At 63.0% G+C, this 16505-nt stretch carries 13 protein-coding genes; 3 read left to right on the top strand and 10 right to left on the bottom strand.

Features of this window, described 5'->3' with window-relative positions:
- The first annotated feature begins 95 nt into the window (after nucleotides 1-95).
- Together AC15MQ_RS21420 and AC15MQ_RS21415 are read left to right on the top strand one after the other, a co-directional pair.
- Nucleotides 96-1085 carry an ABC transporter substrate-binding protein gene (locus AC15MQ_RS21420; RefSeq protein WP_483081277.1) on the top strand — a complete coding sequence of 330 codons (990 nt, stop codon included), beginning with the start codon at nucleotides 96-98 and terminating at the stop codon, nucleotides 1083-1085.
- 16 nt (nucleotides 1086-1101) lie between these two features.
- A complete protein-coding gene (locus AC15MQ_RS21415; RefSeq protein WP_483081276.1) occupies nucleotides 1102-5004 on the top strand; it encodes a PAS domain S-box protein in 3903 nt (1300 codons plus the stop codon).
- Nucleotides 5005-5142: 138 nt separating this feature from the next.
- Here the strand turns inward: AC15MQ_RS21415 and AC15MQ_RS21410 are convergent, their stop codons facing one another.
- From AC15MQ_RS21410 to AC15MQ_RS21365, 10 genes are all read right to left on the bottom strand, one after another.
- On the bottom strand, nucleotides 5143-6882 hold the full coding sequence (locus AC15MQ_RS21410) for a sensor histidine kinase (RefSeq protein WP_483081275.1): 1740 nt from the start codon (nucleotides 6880-6882) through the stop codon (nucleotides 5143-5145).
- Nucleotides 6883-6903: 21 nt separating this feature from the next.
- The gene (locus AC15MQ_RS21405; RefSeq protein ID WP_483081274.1) at nucleotides 6904-7464 is read right to left on the bottom strand and encodes a carboxymuconolactone decarboxylase family protein; all 561 of its coding nucleotides are present in this window, start codon (nucleotides 7462-7464) and stop codon (nucleotides 6904-6906) included.
- A 185-nt stretch (nucleotides 7465-7649) separates the two neighbouring features.
- Nucleotides 7650-8201, bottom strand: coding sequence for a C-type lectin domain-containing protein (locus tag AC15MQ_RS21400; RefSeq protein ID WP_287668559.1), 552 nt, complete (start codon nucleotides 8199-8201; stop codon nucleotides 7650-7652).
- Nucleotides 8202-8316: 115 nt separating this feature from the next.
- Nucleotides 8317-9051: a PEP-CTERM sorting domain-containing protein gene (locus tag AC15MQ_RS21395; RefSeq protein ID WP_350496870.1), complete on the bottom strand. Its 735-nt coding sequence runs from the start codon at nucleotides 9049-9051 to the stop codon at nucleotides 8317-8319.
- Between the two features lie 312 nt (nucleotides 9052-9363).
- Complete coding sequence (locus AC15MQ_RS21390; RefSeq protein WP_483081273.1) at nucleotides 9364-9702, bottom strand: DUF1622 domain-containing protein; 339 nt, start codon at nucleotides 9700-9702, stop codon at nucleotides 9364-9366.
- 111 nt (nucleotides 9703-9813) lie between these two features.
- Entirely contained in the window at nucleotides 9814-10299 is a 486-nt protein-coding gene (locus AC15MQ_RS21385; RefSeq protein WP_483081272.1) for an NUDIX domain-containing protein, read from the bottom strand.
- Entirely contained in the window at nucleotides 10296-11330 is a 1035-nt protein-coding gene (locus tag AC15MQ_RS21380; RefSeq protein ID WP_483081351.1) for a threonine aldolase family protein, read from the bottom strand. The genes AC15MQ_RS21385 and AC15MQ_RS21380 overlap by 4 nt, the downstream gene beginning before the upstream one ends.
- A 28-nt stretch (nucleotides 11331-11358) precedes the next feature.
- Nucleotides 11359-13974: an alanine--tRNA ligase gene (alaS, locus tag AC15MQ_RS21375; protein ID WP_483081271.1), complete on the bottom strand. Its 2616-nt coding sequence runs from the start codon at nucleotides 13972-13974 to the stop codon at nucleotides 11359-11361.
- 151 nt (nucleotides 13975-14125) lie between these two features.
- Nucleotides 14126-14869 (bottom strand): glycerophosphodiester phosphodiesterase, encoded by a 744-nt coding sequence (gene ugpQ / locus AC15MQ_RS21370; protein WP_483081270.1) that lies wholly within the window; start codon nucleotides 14867-14869, stop codon nucleotides 14126-14128.
- On the bottom strand, nucleotides 14866-16134 hold the full coding sequence (locus tag AC15MQ_RS21365; protein WP_483081269.1) for an extracellular solute-binding protein: 1269 nt from the start codon (nucleotides 16132-16134) through the stop codon (nucleotides 14866-14868). Before AC15MQ_RS21365 ends, ugpQ begins: the two co-directional genes overlap by 4 nt.
- Between AC15MQ_RS21365 and AC15MQ_RS21360 the strand changes: the two genes are divergently transcribed.
- A complete protein-coding gene (locus tag AC15MQ_RS21360) occupies nucleotides 16129-16416 on the top strand; it encodes a hypothetical protein (RefSeq protein ID WP_483081268.1) in 288 nt (95 codons plus the stop codon). The genes AC15MQ_RS21365 and AC15MQ_RS21360 overlap by 6 nt on opposite strands.
- Nucleotides 16417-16505: the final 89 nt, after the last annotated feature.

Genomic DNA, 16505 nt, shown 5'->3' with positions numbered 1-16505 from the left:
GTGCTCGCCGGACAGATCGGCAACCGGCGAAACGGTGCTTGCCCCACCGCCGGGAAGAACCCGGCCTGGCAATGACATATCGGAGGATTTCATCGATGAGGATCCTGTGTTCCGCGGTATTGCTGGCGGTCATTCTCTGCTCCCAGGTAAAGGTTGCGCTGGCTGCCGAATTCAAGGTGCTGGTCGTCATGAGCTACGAGGCGAACAATCCGTGGGTGATCGAGATCCGTGAGGGAATCGACTCGGTTTTGGCGGCATCCAGCGAAATCACTTACTTCTACATGGATACCAAGGTCAGCCCGGCGGCAGGTCCCAGGAAAGGGGAGGAAGCGTACGCGCTCTATCAACGCCTGCAACCCGATGGCGTCATCGTCGCGGACGACGATGCGCAGGCCATGTTCGTCGTCCCGTTCCTGAAAGACAAGGTCAGGACGCCGGTCATGTTCAACGGAGTCAACAACTCGGCAGCGAAATACGGTTTCCCGGCCACTAATGTCTCCGGAATACTGGAGCGGGCGCATGTCCGCGAATCCCTGGCCTTTGCCAAGCAATTGATCCCGTCGATCAGGACAGCCTGCTTCATGACCAATGACGTGCCGGCCGGGCGGGCCCTGCGCGCCCAGGTGGAAGAAGAAAAGGAGACTTACCCGGTCAAGGTCGGAGCGTTTCACCTGATCAGGAATACCAGGGGAATCGATGCGCTCGTGAAGAATGGCCATTCCGCTTGCGACACGATCCTGATCGACAGCCTGGAGGGGATTGTCGACGATGCCGCCCGGCCCTTGAACAACAAGGAGGTTCTCGAAGCCCTGCGCAAGGTCTATAGTGGCCCCATCCTTGGCGGCAACCGCTATCAGGTCGAGCAGGGGGCCTGGGCCGCGGTCGTCAAGACTGGTCATGAGCAGGGTGAAACATCGGCAGAGATGCTGCTGAAGGCCATGCGCGGTACCCCGGTGGCCAGGATTCCCGTGGTTTCGAATGTTCGCGGGCAACGGGTCATCAACGTCACCGCCCTAGAGGCCCACCAGGTGGTACTGAAACCGACCCTATTGAGAGGCGCCACCCTGGTGCGACAGCAACCCTAGCGGAGAGCAAAAGGAAGTGTTTTTCATCCGTCCGGGAGTCGGCAAGAAGCTGCTCGGGTTGGCGCTATTCCATGCGGCCGCCTTTGCATTGATCGCCGTAATTGCCGCCACGGCTTTCAATCGCGTCGAGATTCTGGCCACCGACATCGCCCGCAACCAGATGACGGGGGTGCTGGAAAATGCCTTGATTGCTCGCGAGCTGTCCGATGCGCTTTCGGAAATCGATTTGATCAGCCGAAGTTGCCGTAGTGGTTCAGCTTCGGAGGACAACGGCAAGCGGATGTCGGCAGCCCTGCTGGCAATCGCACAAAAGGACCAGGACAAACAACAGGCGGATGCCATCGCCGCGCTGTCCACCACGGCAACCGAACTGCTTGACCAGTGCGCCGCGATCCGGCGGGTCCTGCTCAGCCTGGATGGTATCGACCAGCAGATTCTCGCTGAACTCGCTAACCTGGAAAACCTCATCGGCCGGATTCTGATCGACCAGACCCTGTCAGGCAAAACAACCGATTACCTCGATCAGATCATGAATCTGATCACAGGCTTTCGGGAAACCGTGCTCCAGATAGGCAAGAACATTGCCGAAAGGACTGTACTTGCTTCGGCAGATCCGCAGAACGGCAATCCCAACATAGCGCTCATCGACGATCTCAACCTGAGGTTGCAGACGCTCACTGCATCGAGTCCCGAGATTGCGCGAATCGCCAGGCGGGCAATTCGTCTGACCGTCGCCTATCGGCGGGAAATCCTCGAACTGGATATCGCCAGCCATCGCTTCCATGATGCCGTCACCCGCAGCCATGCAGCCCAGGCGGCGGTACTGAAAACGATGAGCCGCCTGGACGAACAGGCGTCCGGTCGTGTGGCGGATCTGGGTTTGCAGATTCACCAGGCCATTGCGGCGGCCAGCCGATGGGTTTTCGGGCTGTCGGTGCTGATTGCACTGATGTCCTTTCTGGCGATTGCGGTCATCGTCAGACGCAGCATCAAGCGGCCGCTGCAGAAGGTGCTGCAACACATCGACGCGGTGCACCATGGCGCGGCGACACCCGATATTGGTACGCCTGGAAGTGATGAATGGGGAACCATTCATACCGCCCTGCTCGACATGACGGCCGCGCTGGCCAGCTCCCGGAGCTTGCTGCAATCCGTCGTGGACACCGCGCCAATACGGGTTTTCTGGAAAGACCGGGACCTGCGCTACCTGGGCTGCAACCCGGCCTTTGCCCGCGACGCCGGCAAGGCCCATCCGGAGGAACTTCTCGGCAAGGATGATTACCAGATGGGCTGGGCCAAAGAGGCCGAGCGTTATCGCGCCGACGACCGGGCGATCATGGATTCGGGCGTCCCCCGGCTGTCCTTCGACGAGCCGCAGCCGACCCCGGACGGTCGGACGATCTGGCTGCGCACTTCCAAGGTTCCGCTCAGGGACAGCAACAACCAGACGATCGGCATCCTGGGCGTCTACGAAGACATCACGGAACGCAAGCGCATCGAGCGACGGCTGGACATGGCCATCAAGGTCACCCAGGTGATCCTTTGGGAACTCGATCTCACGAATGGCCGCCTGGCCTACGACCGGGCGATGCTTCCTGTCCTGGGGCTGACGCCGGACGAAGAACTGGATTCACTACAGCGCTGGGTCGCACGGGTGCACCCGGACGACCGTATGCCATTCCAGGAGGCCGTCGCGCGCGCCATCCAGCCGGAGGCTGGAGCCTTCGACTTCGAGTACCGGCTACGAGACTCGACGGCACAGTATCAGTGGATTCACACCCGGGGCTCCGTGATCCAGCGTGACCCGCAGGGAAATGCCGAGCTTGCGGTCGGTACTTCGATGAACATCACCGAGCGGAAGTCCGTCCAGGAGGCCATGCGCCAGAGCGAAGAGCGTTCGCGCCTCTTGGCCGCACTGTTGCGCCGGATGGCGGACAACGTGCCGGACATGATCTGGGCCAAGGACCTTGAAAAGCGCTACCTGTTCGCCAATCGGGCGTTCTGCCGGGAACTCCTGAACGCCGCCGACTCCGATGAGCCCTTGGGCAAGACCGACATGTTCTTCGCGCAGCGGGAGCGCGACAGTCATCCCGACGACCCGCAATGGCACACCTTCGGCGAACTCTGCCAGGACAGCGATTTAATCACGCTACAGCACGACGGACCCTCGGTATTCGAGGAGTTCGGCAACCTCAAGGGCCGCCTGACTTACCTTGATGTGCACAAGGCGCCCTTCCTCGATGAAAGGGGCATGGTCATCGGAACGGTGGGCTCGGCGCGCGATATCACCGGACGCAAGCAGGCGGAAGCCGAACTGGAAAGTCACCGCCAGCACCTCGAAGAACTGGTCGAGCAGCGTACCACCGAACTGCTGGCCACCGAAGCGCGCGCCACGCGCATCCTCGAATCGAGCGCCGACGGCCTCTATGGCGTCGATGGCGAAGGCCGGATCACCTTCACCAACCCCGCTGCCTGCCAGATGCTCGGCTATACCGCTGAGCAGGCCATGGGCCGTGGCGCGCACGATCTGTTCCACCACCGCCGTCCGGATGGCAGCCCCTACCCCGCCGCGGAATGCACGACCTGCCAGGGATGGCGGGAGGGATGTGACTCGCGTATCGGCGACGAAACCTACTGGCACGCCGATGGCCATGCCGTGCCGGTGACCCTGGCCAGCCGCCCGATTGTCGAGAAAGGCCAGATCGTCGGCGCGGTCGTCAGTGTGGTGGACGTCAGTCTCCAGCGCGCTGCCATCCAGGCCCGCGAACAGGCGCTGATCGCCGCCGAGAACCTGGCGCGCGCCAGGAGCGAATTCCTCGCCAACATGAGCCACGAGATCCGCACCCCGATGAACGGCGTGCTCGGCTTTGCCCAGATCGGCAAGCGTAACCATCAGGATCCCGAAAAAGCCCGCAACGCCTTCGAGAAAATCCTGACCTCCGGCAAGCAGTTGCTCGGCGTCGTCAATGAAATCCTCGACTTCTCAAAAATCGACGCCGGCAAGCTGCAGGTCGAAGCCAACGAAATGTCTCTTGGCGAAGTCCTCGAACACGCGCTCGAACTCGTCGCCGAGCGTGCCCGCGTGAAAGGCCTCGCACTGCGCCTGGAGAAAGCGCCCGACTTGCCGCCGACCTGCATCGGGGACCCGCTACGCCTGGGCCAGATCCTGCTCAACCTGCTCAGCAACGCCGTCCAGTTCACCGTAACCGGCGGCGTCACCCTGTCGGCCGCACGCCAGGGCAGGGAACTGTTGTTCCGCGTCACCGATACCGGCATCGGCATGACCGCGGATCAACTCGGCTTTGTCTTCAACCCCTTCCAGCAGGCAGACGGCTCCACGACGCGCAAATTCGGTGGCACCGGGCTGGGTCTGGCAATCTGCAAACGCCTGGTGGAACTCATGCAGGGCGAAATCCGGGTCGAGAGCACTCCTGGTGCCGGCAGCATGTTCGAAGTGCGCCTGCCTTATGTGCGGACGGCACCGCATCCCGACCCCAGGGAAGCGACTTCGGTGACGCTACCCGACGAACCGCTGGCGGGCCTCTGCATTCTGCTGGTCGAGGATGACCCGATCAACCAGATGATGCTGGAAGTCAATCTGGAAGACGACGGCGCGCGCCTGGTGATCGTCGGCGATGGCGCCACGGCAGTGGAACGGATCATCGCCGACGGCCCGGATGCCTACGATGTCGTGCTGATGGACATCCAGATGCCGGTGATGGACGGTTACCAGGCCACGCGGCGGATACTCGAACTGGCGCCCGAGCTGCCGATCATCGGTCAGACCGCGCACGCTTTCGACGAAGATCGGGACAAGTGCCTGGCGAGCGGGATGGCCGGCCATATTGCCAAACCCATTGAGCCTCGGGCTCTGGCTGCGCTCATCCTGGAGGTTGTTGCCGACAAGCGAGGCCGGTGATCGAGGGATGATCCATTGATTTCCTTGGGTCCTTTGGCGGTTATTGACCACTGCCGCTGACCGGCGAGCCATTCACCCTGGCCCTATCGAAAGCTCGGCCCCTAGGCTTGCCGCCGCGTTCCGCCGTTCCACAAGTGCCTAAGCAAGAGTCGGGTCGGGTGGGACGGGTGGGACGGCTGCGGCCGACTTGCCCAGCCGGGCGGTGAACCAGAAGTTGCTGCCTTGCCCCAGAGTGCTCAGGACCCCGACTTCGCCGCCCATCATGCGAGCGAGGCTCCTGGTGATCGCCAGCCCCAGTCCGGCGCCGCCATACTTCCGGGTCATCGAGCCATCGGCCTGCTCGAAGGCCGTGAAGAGGCGTTTCTGATCTTCGGCCGAGATGCCGATGCCGCTATCCTCCACATCGAAGCGCAACAACACATCGTCCGGGGTATTTTCGACCATCCGTACGCGCAGCCTGACCGCACCCTGGTAAGTGAACTTGACGGCATTGCCAGCCAAGTTGAGCAATATCTGGCCGAGCCGTACGGGATCACCCAGCAATGAAAGAGCCGTGATTTCAGCCGGTAGATCGGCTGCGAGATCAAGCCCTTTGTCCATGGCATGCTGCTTGATGACGGCCAATACGCTTTCCAGCACCTTGCCGAGCTGGAAGCATTTCCGTTCAAGCGTGAAGCGCTCGGCTTCAATTTTGGAGATGTCCAGAATGTCGTTGATCAGGACAAGCAGGTGCTGGGAGGCATTGAGCACCTTGCCGAGCTGGTCCTGCACCTTGGGATCGGCGATCTTGCGCAGCGCCAGGCCAGTCATCCCCATGATCGCATTCATCGGTGTCCGCAACTCGTGGCTCATGTTGGCAAGGAAAGTGTTCTTGGCGCGACTGGCGGCCTCGGCAGCCTCCTTGGCCAGCGACAGATCCGCCGTGCGGGCAAGGACCAGTTCCTCCAGATGCTCACGATGGCGCTGCAATTCGGCCTCGATCCGCAGGCGATCAGTCACATCCCGATCAACGCCCTGAAAACCGACGACTTCGCCATTGTCATCGATGATCGGCGAGGCATTGGACTCGAATCCCAGGTAGTTGCCGTCCTGGGTACGCCAGCGAAGCAACACATCACGCCAGCCACACCTGTTTTTCACCGCCGCCGAGAAAACGTCGAGATACCTGGCTTTGTCCTCGGGATGGACGAGTTCTACGGGATCGGTCCGGAAAAACGCTTCCCGACTCAAACCCAGCCGTTCCAGGCCGCGATCGTTGGTGTATGAGGCCTGCCCATTTGCACCTATCGACCATACCCAGTCGGCGGAATTCTCTGCCAGGCCGCGATAGCGGATCTCGCTTTCACGCAGCAGGCGATCGGCCTGGCGACGGCGCAGGATGCCGGAGATGCGGTCGGCCAGGTGACCGCCAAACAGACGAATGAACTTGTTGTCGAGTTCGTTGAACGGCTCATGCCTGGCCGCGACGCTGAGCAGGGCAATACAGCGTTCAGCACGGATCAAGGGGAGGACCTGGATCTCGGTAATGCCGCGCCCGGCCAGATGCGCGGGCGGATTTCCGCACCCCGAGGGGTCGGCAAGCCGTAGCAGGCGGGGGCGCTGCTGGGACCAGTGGTACTCATCCCAGGCCGAGAGTCCCTGTTGCTCGGCCAGCGAGGCTTCGCCACGCGCCCCGTCGATGACCAGATAGCCTTCGGCATCGACTACCACCAGCCGCCAACTGGCGACATTGGCGAAATACTTCCAGCGCGTCGCCACGCGCCTTGCGATCTGCGCTACGTCATCGACAGCGAGGATGTCCTCGAAAAGCTGGACCAGCGCCTCATACCGGACCAGTTGCTGGGTGGCGGGCACGTTCCATTGAGGAATGCTGCTCATGCGGAGGGGTCTGTTTCCGGATCAGAGTATGGCGCGATATTCCGGGTCAAGGTCCAGGCGCAGCGTACTGGTATAGACATTGAACATGGTGGCGAGATCGATCACGGCAATGATCTCGCAGATTTCCTCCTTGCTGAACCCGTCGTCCATCAGGACTTCGAAATCCTCATCGGGCACGCGATTGGCGTCGGCGACAACCTTGGACGCAAAATCAACCACCGTCCGATAGTAGGCCGGCAAGTTGGCGGCCGCATCGGAACCGAAGAAACCCTTGAGATCATCAAAGGCCAGGGTCTTGTCGAGGCTCAGCACGCTCTGGGCATGGCAGGCAGAGCAATAGCGCGCGCCATTCTTGGCGGAGACGATGAAAACGATCATTTCCTTCAGCGGCAAGGGCAACGAGCCACCGAACAGGGTGCCCTTGGCGCGCTCCCAATAAGCCCGGGACAACGCGGCGCTGTGCCCGAGGCTGCGCAACCAGAGAGGTACCGAAGTCGCACCGGTGGTCCGCATGAAATCGTCGTAAACTGCCCGCGTTTCTGCACAGGCGTCGGCATATTCGGTCAGGAGGTAACGTTGCATTGGCTCGCTTCCTTGGTCATCGAGATCCGCCAGGCTGGCTGCTGGAATTGAGATGATACACCTCCCCCTACAAGGATCGGGAAGGTGAATCAGCAGCCGCATCAGTCGGCATGCCGTCACTCGGACCATTCCAGGAAAGCAGAACGGGAGCCGAAGCTCCCGTGATCGTCCGAGTTGCGAATGAATCAGGCGGCTTTTCTGCGACGTGTCGCGCCAAGCCCGGCAAGACCCAAGGCGAGAAGGCCCAGAACGGCCGGCTCAGGGACCTTCGCCACCTCGACGATGCCACGGTGTCCGCCACCGAAGCCGGCGCCGGTGTTTGGCAGGTCGTTCCAATGCCCACTGGTCAACCAGTTGATCACGGCGTAGTCTTCCTCGTAGCTGCCGCCGCCGGAATTGGGCTCGCCGCTGTTCCAGTGCGAGTAGGTCACGGCATCACCGCTCACCCAGGCCCATACCCCTTCACTGGTCTGGTCGGTAAAACCGATCCAGAAACGCTCGGTAGCGCCAAACTTCGAGCGCAGCCAGGACTCCTCGGCGGCATTGTTGATCGCCACCAAGTTACCGCCGATGCCCACGGCGGCGGCTTGCGCGTCGGTCCACAGCAGTTTGCCGTCAAAATCGTCGGTAACCGTGTAGTAGTCGCTGCCGCCGTAACTGGCGACGAAGGTTGTAACCGGTACCGCAGAGGCGACGCCGGTGGCGGCAAGGGCTAGAGCGGCGATCAGTGTTTTCATGGTATATCTCCAACTGGCTGGTTTTCTTGAATGAATCTATGCAATACATGTGCCATCAACAAATGGAGCTCGCTCTGGAGTTCGGACCCTGCGTGCAGCACAGCGAGGTCCATTCCTAGATCGGAGCCGGTTGCGGCCGGTTGCGTCGGCTGACACAGACGCCGGTGAGACCAACGGCGAGCAACAACAGCGATGCCGGCTCCGGCACACTGGAAACGGACGCTGGCGGCAGTGTCGTGGAGGCCGTCGACTCCGCCATCAACGTGAAGCGCACGTCGATAAGGTTGTCCACCGGATGGCCGTAAAGGCAGTGATTCTCGCCTTGGCAGTTCCATGCCAACGGCGAAAACTCGATCTTGATCTCGCCCCCCGTGCCAAAATCGAACAGAATCGACTCGAAGGCGATCTGCAGATCGGTGTTCGGAGATCCCCGATCCTTGAGCAAGCCGCTGCTTGCCGTCACCAGCGCTTGATGGCTTGTCGCGGCAAAGAGCGGGGACTTCAAGGCGAGGATGGCGGAAAGCGTGAGGTGATCGGTTTCGTCCGCATCAAGCAGAGCGTTTTCCTCGGCAAAGCTTGCCGAGCCAAAACGCACGCTGTGCGAATCGCCGACGTGGTTGAGCGCGAAGGTGATGGTCGATAGCCCCGGATCAACGGCCCAGGCCACGTTCAGTAAACTGTGCGCGCTATCGCAGGCACTATCCGAACACGCTGCACCCCAACCGCTTCCCAATTCCCAGGCACTACCCGTTCCGATGGCGATAGTGACCGGACTGGCATTGGCCATGCCTGCGTTCAGTAGAGTCGATGCGGCCAGCACGGCGCCCATGAGCATCTGCTTGTTCTTCATTTTGTCTTTGTCATCCTGATGAGTGGTACGGTGGGTGTCGCACACGAGATTTCCGCTTACGGCAGATCTCGCATGATCGAAGCCCAGGCATTCCGGGGGCGACGGCAGACGGGTGCGGCAATTATGGGGCGGCGGCTGGAGACCGAGTGTGCGATATGGCACGATGGCTCGACAGCACCTGGCAGGCGCAGGTCAGCTGCGAGCGCATTCCAGGTGGCTGCGGGAGACGACGTCCGGTGCATTCAGGAGGGCAGGCAGCGCAATCGTTCCGGAGCGACGCCAGGTCGAGGGCTGCCGGCACGGGCCGGGCAATCAGTTCCGGACTTCAGAACTCCGGAGTTCCCGCTCCAGGAAATAATTCAAGGCGGTACGCAATGCGGCGATTGCCGCCAGTTGGCCGATTTCGGTCCAGCCTGGTGAGATGGCGGTTTTCAGGATGTCGGCTCCCAACAGCAACTCCAGGGCAAGGGCCAGTGATTTGCCGAGGTTGAGCCTGATCAGCATGCCCGGCACGCCTCCCTGCGCGCGGTCGAAGCTGTCGCGGGCAAACTGCGCGAACGCCTTCGCCGAGGCAAAACAGACGATCACCGCCGCCATCAACTCGACGAATTGCGCCAGGACAAGCATAGCGGTCTTGATCAGTTCTTCCATCGCCACAGCCCATCATCAAAGCGAGAGGCAGGCGGGGCCATCCAGACACACACGACAATGCTGACCCGAACAGCAACGCCAGTTACAGCGAGCGGCGGCAACCCGATGCCTTCAGGACACACGCCGTGCCAGCCAGTCCCTGACCGCCAACCCGGTTCCGAAATCCCAGGCCTTAAGCTTTTCGGGTGCGAACAGCCGGAATTCGGCAAGCTCCTCGTTGAGTCGGATCTCACCTTCGGCGCGCACGTGGTAGGCCACGATCACTTCATGCTGGCGCGCAAAGGGATACACACCGATCAGCGTCACGGCCGTCGCGTCGAGGCCCAGTTCTTCCTTGACCTCTCGCGCGACGCCGGCCGCCGGATCCTCTTCGCGTTCGAGAAAACCGGTGATCAACCCGAACGCACCCGCAGCCCAGCCCTGGTTACGCGCCAAGACGACCCGACCGTGATATTCGACCAGCGCCGCCAGCACCGGCGCCGGGTTGTCCCAATGCACGAAACCGCAGTTGGCGCCGCAGGCGAGTCGCGGCAGTTCGGCGACCGCGCGCACCTGCAAACCGGCGCCGCACAGCGGGCAGAAGCGCCAGGCGCTCATGCCGGTGGCGCCGACAAGTCGCGGATGTCGTCGAGCAGGCGATCGACGGTTTCCGGGGCGGTATCCCAGCCACACATCAGGCGTACCCCCCCGGCACCGATGAAGTTGTAGAACAACCAGCCGCGCGCGCGCAGCCCCTCCTCGATGCGGCTCGGCAGCCGCACAAAGACGCCGTTGGCCTGCACCGGGAAAAGCGCCGGCAATCCGGTGCCTTCGGCCAGACCCGCCGCCAAACGGCGGGCCATGGCGTTGGCGTGCGCGGCGTGCCGCAACCAGGCGCCGTTCTCGAGAATTCCCAGCCACGGTGCGGACAGGAAGCGCATCTTCGACGCCAGTTGCCCGGCCTGTTTGCAGCGATAGGCAAAGTCTTCGGAAAGGCTCCGGTCGAAAAAGACCACCGCCTCGCCCACCGGCAAGCCCATCTTGGTGCCGCCAAAACACAGCACATCGACCCCAGCCCGCCAGCTGACGTCGGCAGGGCTGAGGCCGAGACCGGCGACGGCGTTGGCAAAACGGGCGCCGTCCATGTGCACACGCAGCCCCAGTTCGTGCGCCGTGTCGGCGATGGCACGCAACTCGTCGGGCTGGTAGACGGTGCCGACTTCGGTCGCCTGCGTCAGCGTCACCACCTTCGGCCGGGGATAGTGGATGTCGCGGCGGCGGGTGACGACGTCGACGATCGCTGCCGGCGTCAGTTTTCCCTGCTCGCCGGCGACCGCCAGCAGCTTCGCGCCGTTGGAGAAGAACTCCGGCGCGCCGCATTCGTCGGTCTCGACGTGCGCCAGTTGCTGGCAGATGACACTGTGGTACGACTGGCAAAGCGCGGCGAGCGCCAGCGAATTGGCCGCCGTGCCGTTGAAGACGAAATAGACGTCGCATTCGGTCTCGAACAGCTCGCGCAGGCGGTCTGCCGCACGCAGCGTCCACTCGTCGTCGCCATACGAGCGGACGTGGCCGTCGTTGGCCGCCAGCAGTGCGGCCAGGGCCTCAGGACAGATGCCGGCGTAGTTGTCGCTGGCGAAGTGCTGCAGTGCCGGCTCGGGTCGCTTCACTGCCGGCTCACAGCCGCTGTTCGACCCAGGCCCGAACCGAGGCCAGCGCCGCCGGCAAACCTGCCGGGTCGCTGCCGCCGGCCTGCGCCATGTCCGGACGACCACCGCCCTTGCCGCCGACCTGGCGGGCGACCATGTTCACCAGTTCGCCGGCCTTGACCTTGCCGGTCAGGTCGGCGGTGACGCCGGCGATCAGCGTGATCTTGCCGTCGCTGGTCGAGGCGAGCACGACGGCGGCGCTCTTCAGCTTGTCGCGCAGTTTGTCGATGGTCGCGCGCAAGGCGTTGACGTCGGCGCCGTCCATGACCGCGGCGAGCACCCTGGCGCCCTTGACTTCGGTCGCCTGCGCGAGCAGTTCGTCGCCTTGCGCCGATGCCAGCCTGGCCTTGAGGCGTGCCAGTTCCTTCTCCAGTGCGCGGACGCTGTCGAGCACCTGGGCGAGCTTGGCCGGGACTTCCGCGAGCGGCGCCTTGAACGCGGCAGCCGCTTCGGCCAGCGTCGCCTGCTGTTGCTGAACCAGCGCCAGCGCGTTGTCGCCGGTAACCGCCTCGACACGGCGGATACCGGCGGCGACGCCGGTCTCGGAGACGATTTTGAACAGGCCGATGTCGCCACTACGGCGGACGTGCACGCCGCCGCAAAACTCCTTCGACGAACCGATGGTCAACACCCGCACTTCGTCGCCGTACTTCTCGCCGAACAACATCATCGCGCCCGACCGCTGCGCCTCCTCGATGGGCATGATGCGTGCCTCGGTCGCCGCATTGGCAAGGATCTCGTTGTTGACCATGACTTCGACGCGACGAATCTGGTCGGCGCTCATCGGAGCGTTGTGCGCGAAGTCGAAGCGCGTCTTCTCGGCATCGACCAGCGAACCCTTCTGCTGCACGTGCCCGCCGAGCACCTCGCGCAGCGCCTTGTGCATCAGATGCGTCGCCGAATGGTTGCGCACCGTGCGTGCGCGCGCCAGCACGTCGACCCTGGCGGCGACAGCGTCGCCGACGCGGATCAGCCCGGTCCGGACGACGCCCTGATGACCGAAGACGGCGGCCTGGATTTTCTGCGTATCCTCGACCGCAAAAATGCCCTGCGTGCTCTGCAGCACGCCGCGGTCGCCGACCTGACCGCCGGATTCGGCGTAGAACGGCGTTTCGTCGAGCACCACGACGCCCAGGTCGCCCTCCCTGAGGGCATCGACCGGGCTGCCGTCCCGGTAGAGCGCCAGCACCTGACCGTTGAATTCGAGCGATTCGTAGCCATGGAAGTTCGTCGTCGGCCCGCTGTAATCGAGCACCGCAGCCAACCTGAACTTGCCGGCGGCACGCGCCTGTTCCTTCTGCTGCGCCATGGCGGCATCGAAGGCGGCAACGTCGACGCTCACCCCGCGCTCGCGGCAGACGTCGGCGGTGAGATCGAGCGGGAAACCGAAAGTGTCGTGCAGTTTGAATGCCGTCGCACCGTTGAACACGCCTTGGCCGGACATCGTCGCGAGTTCGCCTTCGAGGATGCTCATGCCATGCTCGATGGTTTCGAAGAAACGCACTTCTTCCTGCCGCAGCACTTCCGACACGCGGTCCTGGTTTGTGACCAGTTCGGGATAGGCCGCACCCATTTCGGCCACCAGATCGGGCAGCAGGCGGTGGAAGAAGGCCGCGCGCGCACCGAGCTTGTAGCCATGCCGGATGGCGCGCCGGATGATCCGGCGCAGCACGTAACCACGTCCCTCGTTGCCGGGGATGACGCCGTCGGAAATCAGGAAAGCGCAGGCGCGAATGTGGTCGGCAAGCACACGCAAGGACGGGTTGTCGAGGGCGGACGCAGCAGTCTCGCGCGCGGCGGCGGCGATCAGCCGGACGAACAGGTCGATCTCGTAGTTGCTGTGTACGTGCTGCAGCACCGCGGCCGTGCGCTCGAGTCCCATGCCGGTGTCGACCGACGGCTTGGGCAGCGGGTGCATGACCCCGGCCTCGTCACGGTTGAACTGCATGAAGACGTTGTTCCAGATTTCAATGTAACGATCGCCGTCTTCGTCCGGCGATCCCGGCGGTCCGCCGGGGATCCCTTCGCCGTGGTCGTAGAAGATTTCCGTGCATGGTCCGCAGGGACCAGTATCGCCCATCATCCAGAAATTGTCGGAGGCGTAGCGTGCGCCCTTGTTGTCACCGATGCGTACCACGCGTTCGGCCGGGATGCCGATCTCGCGTGTCCAGATGTCGTAGGCCTCGTCGTCCTCGGCGTATACCGTGACCCACAGCCGCTCGGGTGGCAAGTGGTACACCTCGACCAGCAATTCCCAGGCGTAGCGGATGGCGTCAAGCTTGAAATAGTCGCCGAAGGAGAAATTGCCGAGCATTTCGAAGAAAGTATGATGGCGCGCGGTGTAGCCGACGTTCTCGAGGTCGTTGTGCTTGCCACCGGCGCGCACGCATTTCTGCGATGTCGTCGCGCGCAGGTAAGGCCGCTTGTCGAAACCGAGGAAGACGTCCTTGAACTGGTTCATGCCGGCGTTGGTGAACAGCAACGTCGGGTCGGCATGCGGCACCAGGGAACTTGAAGCGACAATCTGGTGGCCTTTGGAGGCGAAGAACTTGAGGAACTTGTCGCGGATTTCAGCGCTGGTCATGGTGATCCATCCCGGTTCAGGGTCGTTCAAAGAGCTGCGATTCTAACGTGAAAGTCGGATTCGCGACCGCCGAATCGCCGCGCCGGGCTGCCGGCGGCCGTGTGGAATGAGGGAGCAACAAGCCGCCGGGTGGCCCGGCCGGGAAGCGCTCCTAGTCCTCGCCGACGCAGTCGATGCGGTCGCTGAACACCGCCGTCACGCCGCGCCGCAGGAGGGCGGCGGCAACCAGCGGGTCATTGACCGTGTAGCACAACACCGGGATGCCGGCGGCGCGGGCTTCGCACAGCAGGTCGTCGTCGAGGAATTCGGCGGCGCAATGCAGGGTCTGCGCAGAGAACGCCCTGGCCCCGGCCAGCCAGTCTGCCGGCGGGCGTTCGTAGAGCAAACCGAACGGCAGTTCGGGCACGGCCGCGCGCGCTGCCGCCAGCGCCGTTTCCGAGAATGACGACACCAGCGGCAGTGCCGCACCCGCCCACAGGGTGCGCACCTGGCGCGCCACGACTTCACCGGTCAGCGCCTCGAAACCTGCGGCCGGCTTGATTTCGACGTTGGCCGACAAACCCAGTTGCCGACAGGCTTGCGCTGCCGCAGCCAGAGTCGGGATCGCCTCGCCGGCAAATGCCGGGTGCAGGTGGGCGCCGGCGTCGAGCACGCGCAGTTGCGCGTCGCGCGTCTCGCATACCCGCCCACTGCCGTTCGTCGTACGTTGCAGGGACTCGTCGTGCAGCAACCACGGCGAAGCATCGGCCGAGAGCATCACGTCGAACTCGACGGCCCGCAAACCCAGCCTGGCGGCAAGGCGCAGGCCGGCCAGCGTGTTCTCGGGCGCCAGCGCACCGCCACAGCGGTGCGCGAAGACACGCGGCAAGGACCAGCCGAGCCGCGGGCGACTCACTTCTTGCGCGGTGCGGCGGCTGGTGCCGGCGCGCCCGGCATGACGAGGTTGCCACGCTGGACGGCGACGTCGAGCGCCTGCTTGGCGGGTGTCTTGCCGGCCCAGGCGGCCTCGAGTTCCTCTTCGGCGATGATCCGCACCCGCTCGATTTCGGAAACGCGCAGCGTGCGCAAGGCGCCGGGCCCCTGCAACTGCTTGTAGGCCACGTTGAGACCGGCAACGTCGGCCTTCAACAGTTTGCTGCCGGCGGCGGCACGGGCGGCCGAGGTCATCGGCAGGAATCCGGCGGCGGCCGAGAGTTCGACCTGCAGGTCCGGTTCCATCAGGAAATTCACAAACTGGGCCACGCCCTTGTAATCGGCCGGCTTCTGCCCGGCACCCACCCACAGGGAAGCGCCGCCGGCAAGCGTCTGCTGCGGCGTGCCCGGCACGTCGTCGTGATACGGCAGCGCCGAAACACCGGTGTCCAGCTTGCCTTTCTCATGCAGCGTTCCGTAGAACGAAGAAGAACTGGTCAGCATGCCGCACTCGCCCGCCGCAAAGCGGTTATCCGCCTCGTCGCGGCGGCCGAAATAGATGAAGAAACGGGCCTTTGCCCAGGTGGTCAGCATTGCCGTATGCTTGACTTGGACCAGACCATTGAAATTGAGTTTGCCTTTTGCATCAGCCACCTCGACGCCGTTCCAGGAGCTCAGGTTGTCGATATGCACCCAGGCTGGCCAGGAGGTGGTGTAGGGGCAGGTGCTGCCGGAGTCGAACAGTTTATCGGCCGCCTGCTGCGTTTCGGCCCAGGTCTTTGGCGGCTTCTCCGGGTCGAGGCCGGCCTTGCGGAAGGCGGTCTTGTTGATGAACAACACCGGGGTGGACAGCGCGATCGGCAGCGCAAAAAGGTTTCCCTGGGCGTCGCTGAGGCCGACGCGCAGTTCGGGCGCCAGTTTTCCGCCGTCGAGGGGCAGATTGGCTTCCTTCATCACCTGATGCAAAGGTTTGAAATTCGCTTTTGCGGCGACGAAACGCGCCTGCTCTTCGCGCGTCACCAGATTCAGGTCCTTGGGAGCATCGCCCTGCACGCGGCGCACGAGTCTGACCTGGTATTCCTTCTGCTGCGCATTGAACCGTTCAACCAGCTTCTCGAGACGCTCGGCGCGCTCTTCGTCAAGCTGATGCGAGAGATCGATCTCTGTCGGTGCGGCGACCGCCTGCGTGGAAAACGGGGCAGCCAGGGCAAGTGCCAGTGCGGCGGGAAGGATTTTGAGTAAATGCATGCGGAAGATCCTGGAAGTGAGGAGAAAGCCGGCAATTATAATCGCAGCGGTGGCCAGGCCATACAAGGTTCCGCCGGCTTCGACGGGCGTCCGGCGTTGCTGTCCGTGCCGGCTGATCACACCCGGTACGACCCAATCCTCGCAATTCAGCATATAGGCATCATCACTTGTAAGCGTGAGACAGATGCGGTTTGGGGTGAAGTTTGCGAGGTTGCGATTGATCGGGAACGAACTTCTGGAGGTTCAATGCATTTGGGTGTGGATCTTTCTGGTGACGAATGAAGATAGGCAGATCAAAGAGAGGAGGCATGAAGGAGTTGGCGAAGAGAGGCCTCTCGGGCGGTATGTAACAGGTTACGAAGCGATGACGT

The sequence above is a fragment of the Candidatus Accumulibacter propinquus genome (assembly GCF_056856495.1).
This window is presented reverse-complemented; position numbering and strand designations above follow the sequence as displayed.

Bases quoted from the DNA above. Each gene is read 5' to 3' on its own strand.
- AC15MQ_RS21420 (WP_483081277.1), top strand. From the start codon at position 96: ATGAGGATCCTGTGTTCCGCGGTATTGCTGGCGGTCATTCTCTGCTCC.
- AC15MQ_RS21410 (WP_483081275.1), bottom strand. From the start codon at position 6,882: ATGAGCAGCATTCCTCAATGGAACGTGCCCGCCACCCAGCAACTGGTC.
- AC15MQ_RS21405 (WP_483081274.1), bottom strand. From the start codon at position 7,464: ATGCAACGTTACCTCCTGACCGAATATGCCGACGCCTGTGCAGAAACG.
- AC15MQ_RS21400 (WP_287668559.1), bottom strand. From the start codon at position 8,201: ATGAAAACACTGATCGCCGCTCTAGCCCTTGCCGCCACCGGCGTCGCC.
- AC15MQ_RS21395 (WP_350496870.1), bottom strand. From the start codon at position 9,051: ATGAAGAACAAGCAGATGCTCATGGGCGCCGTGCTGGCCGCATCGACT.
- AC15MQ_RS21390 (WP_483081273.1), bottom strand. From the start codon at position 9,702: ATGGAAGAACTGATCAAGACCGCTATGCTTGTCCTGGCGCAATTCGTC.
- AC15MQ_RS21385 (WP_483081272.1), bottom strand. From the start codon at position 10,299: ATGAGCGCCTGGCGCTTCTGCCCGCTGTGCGGCGCCGGTTTGCAGGTG.
- alaS (WP_483081271.1), bottom strand. From the start codon at position 13,974: ATGACCAGCGCTGAAATCCGCGACAAGTTCCTCAAGTTCTTCGCCTCC.
- AC15MQ_RS21360 (WP_483081268.1), top strand. From the start codon at position 16,129: ATGCATGCGGAAGATCCTGGAAGTGAGGAGAAAGCCGGCAATTATAAT.
- AC15MQ_RS21365 (WP_483081269.1), bottom strand. From the start codon at position 16,134: ATGCATTTACTCAAAATCCTTCCCGCCGCACTGGCACTTGCCCTGGCT.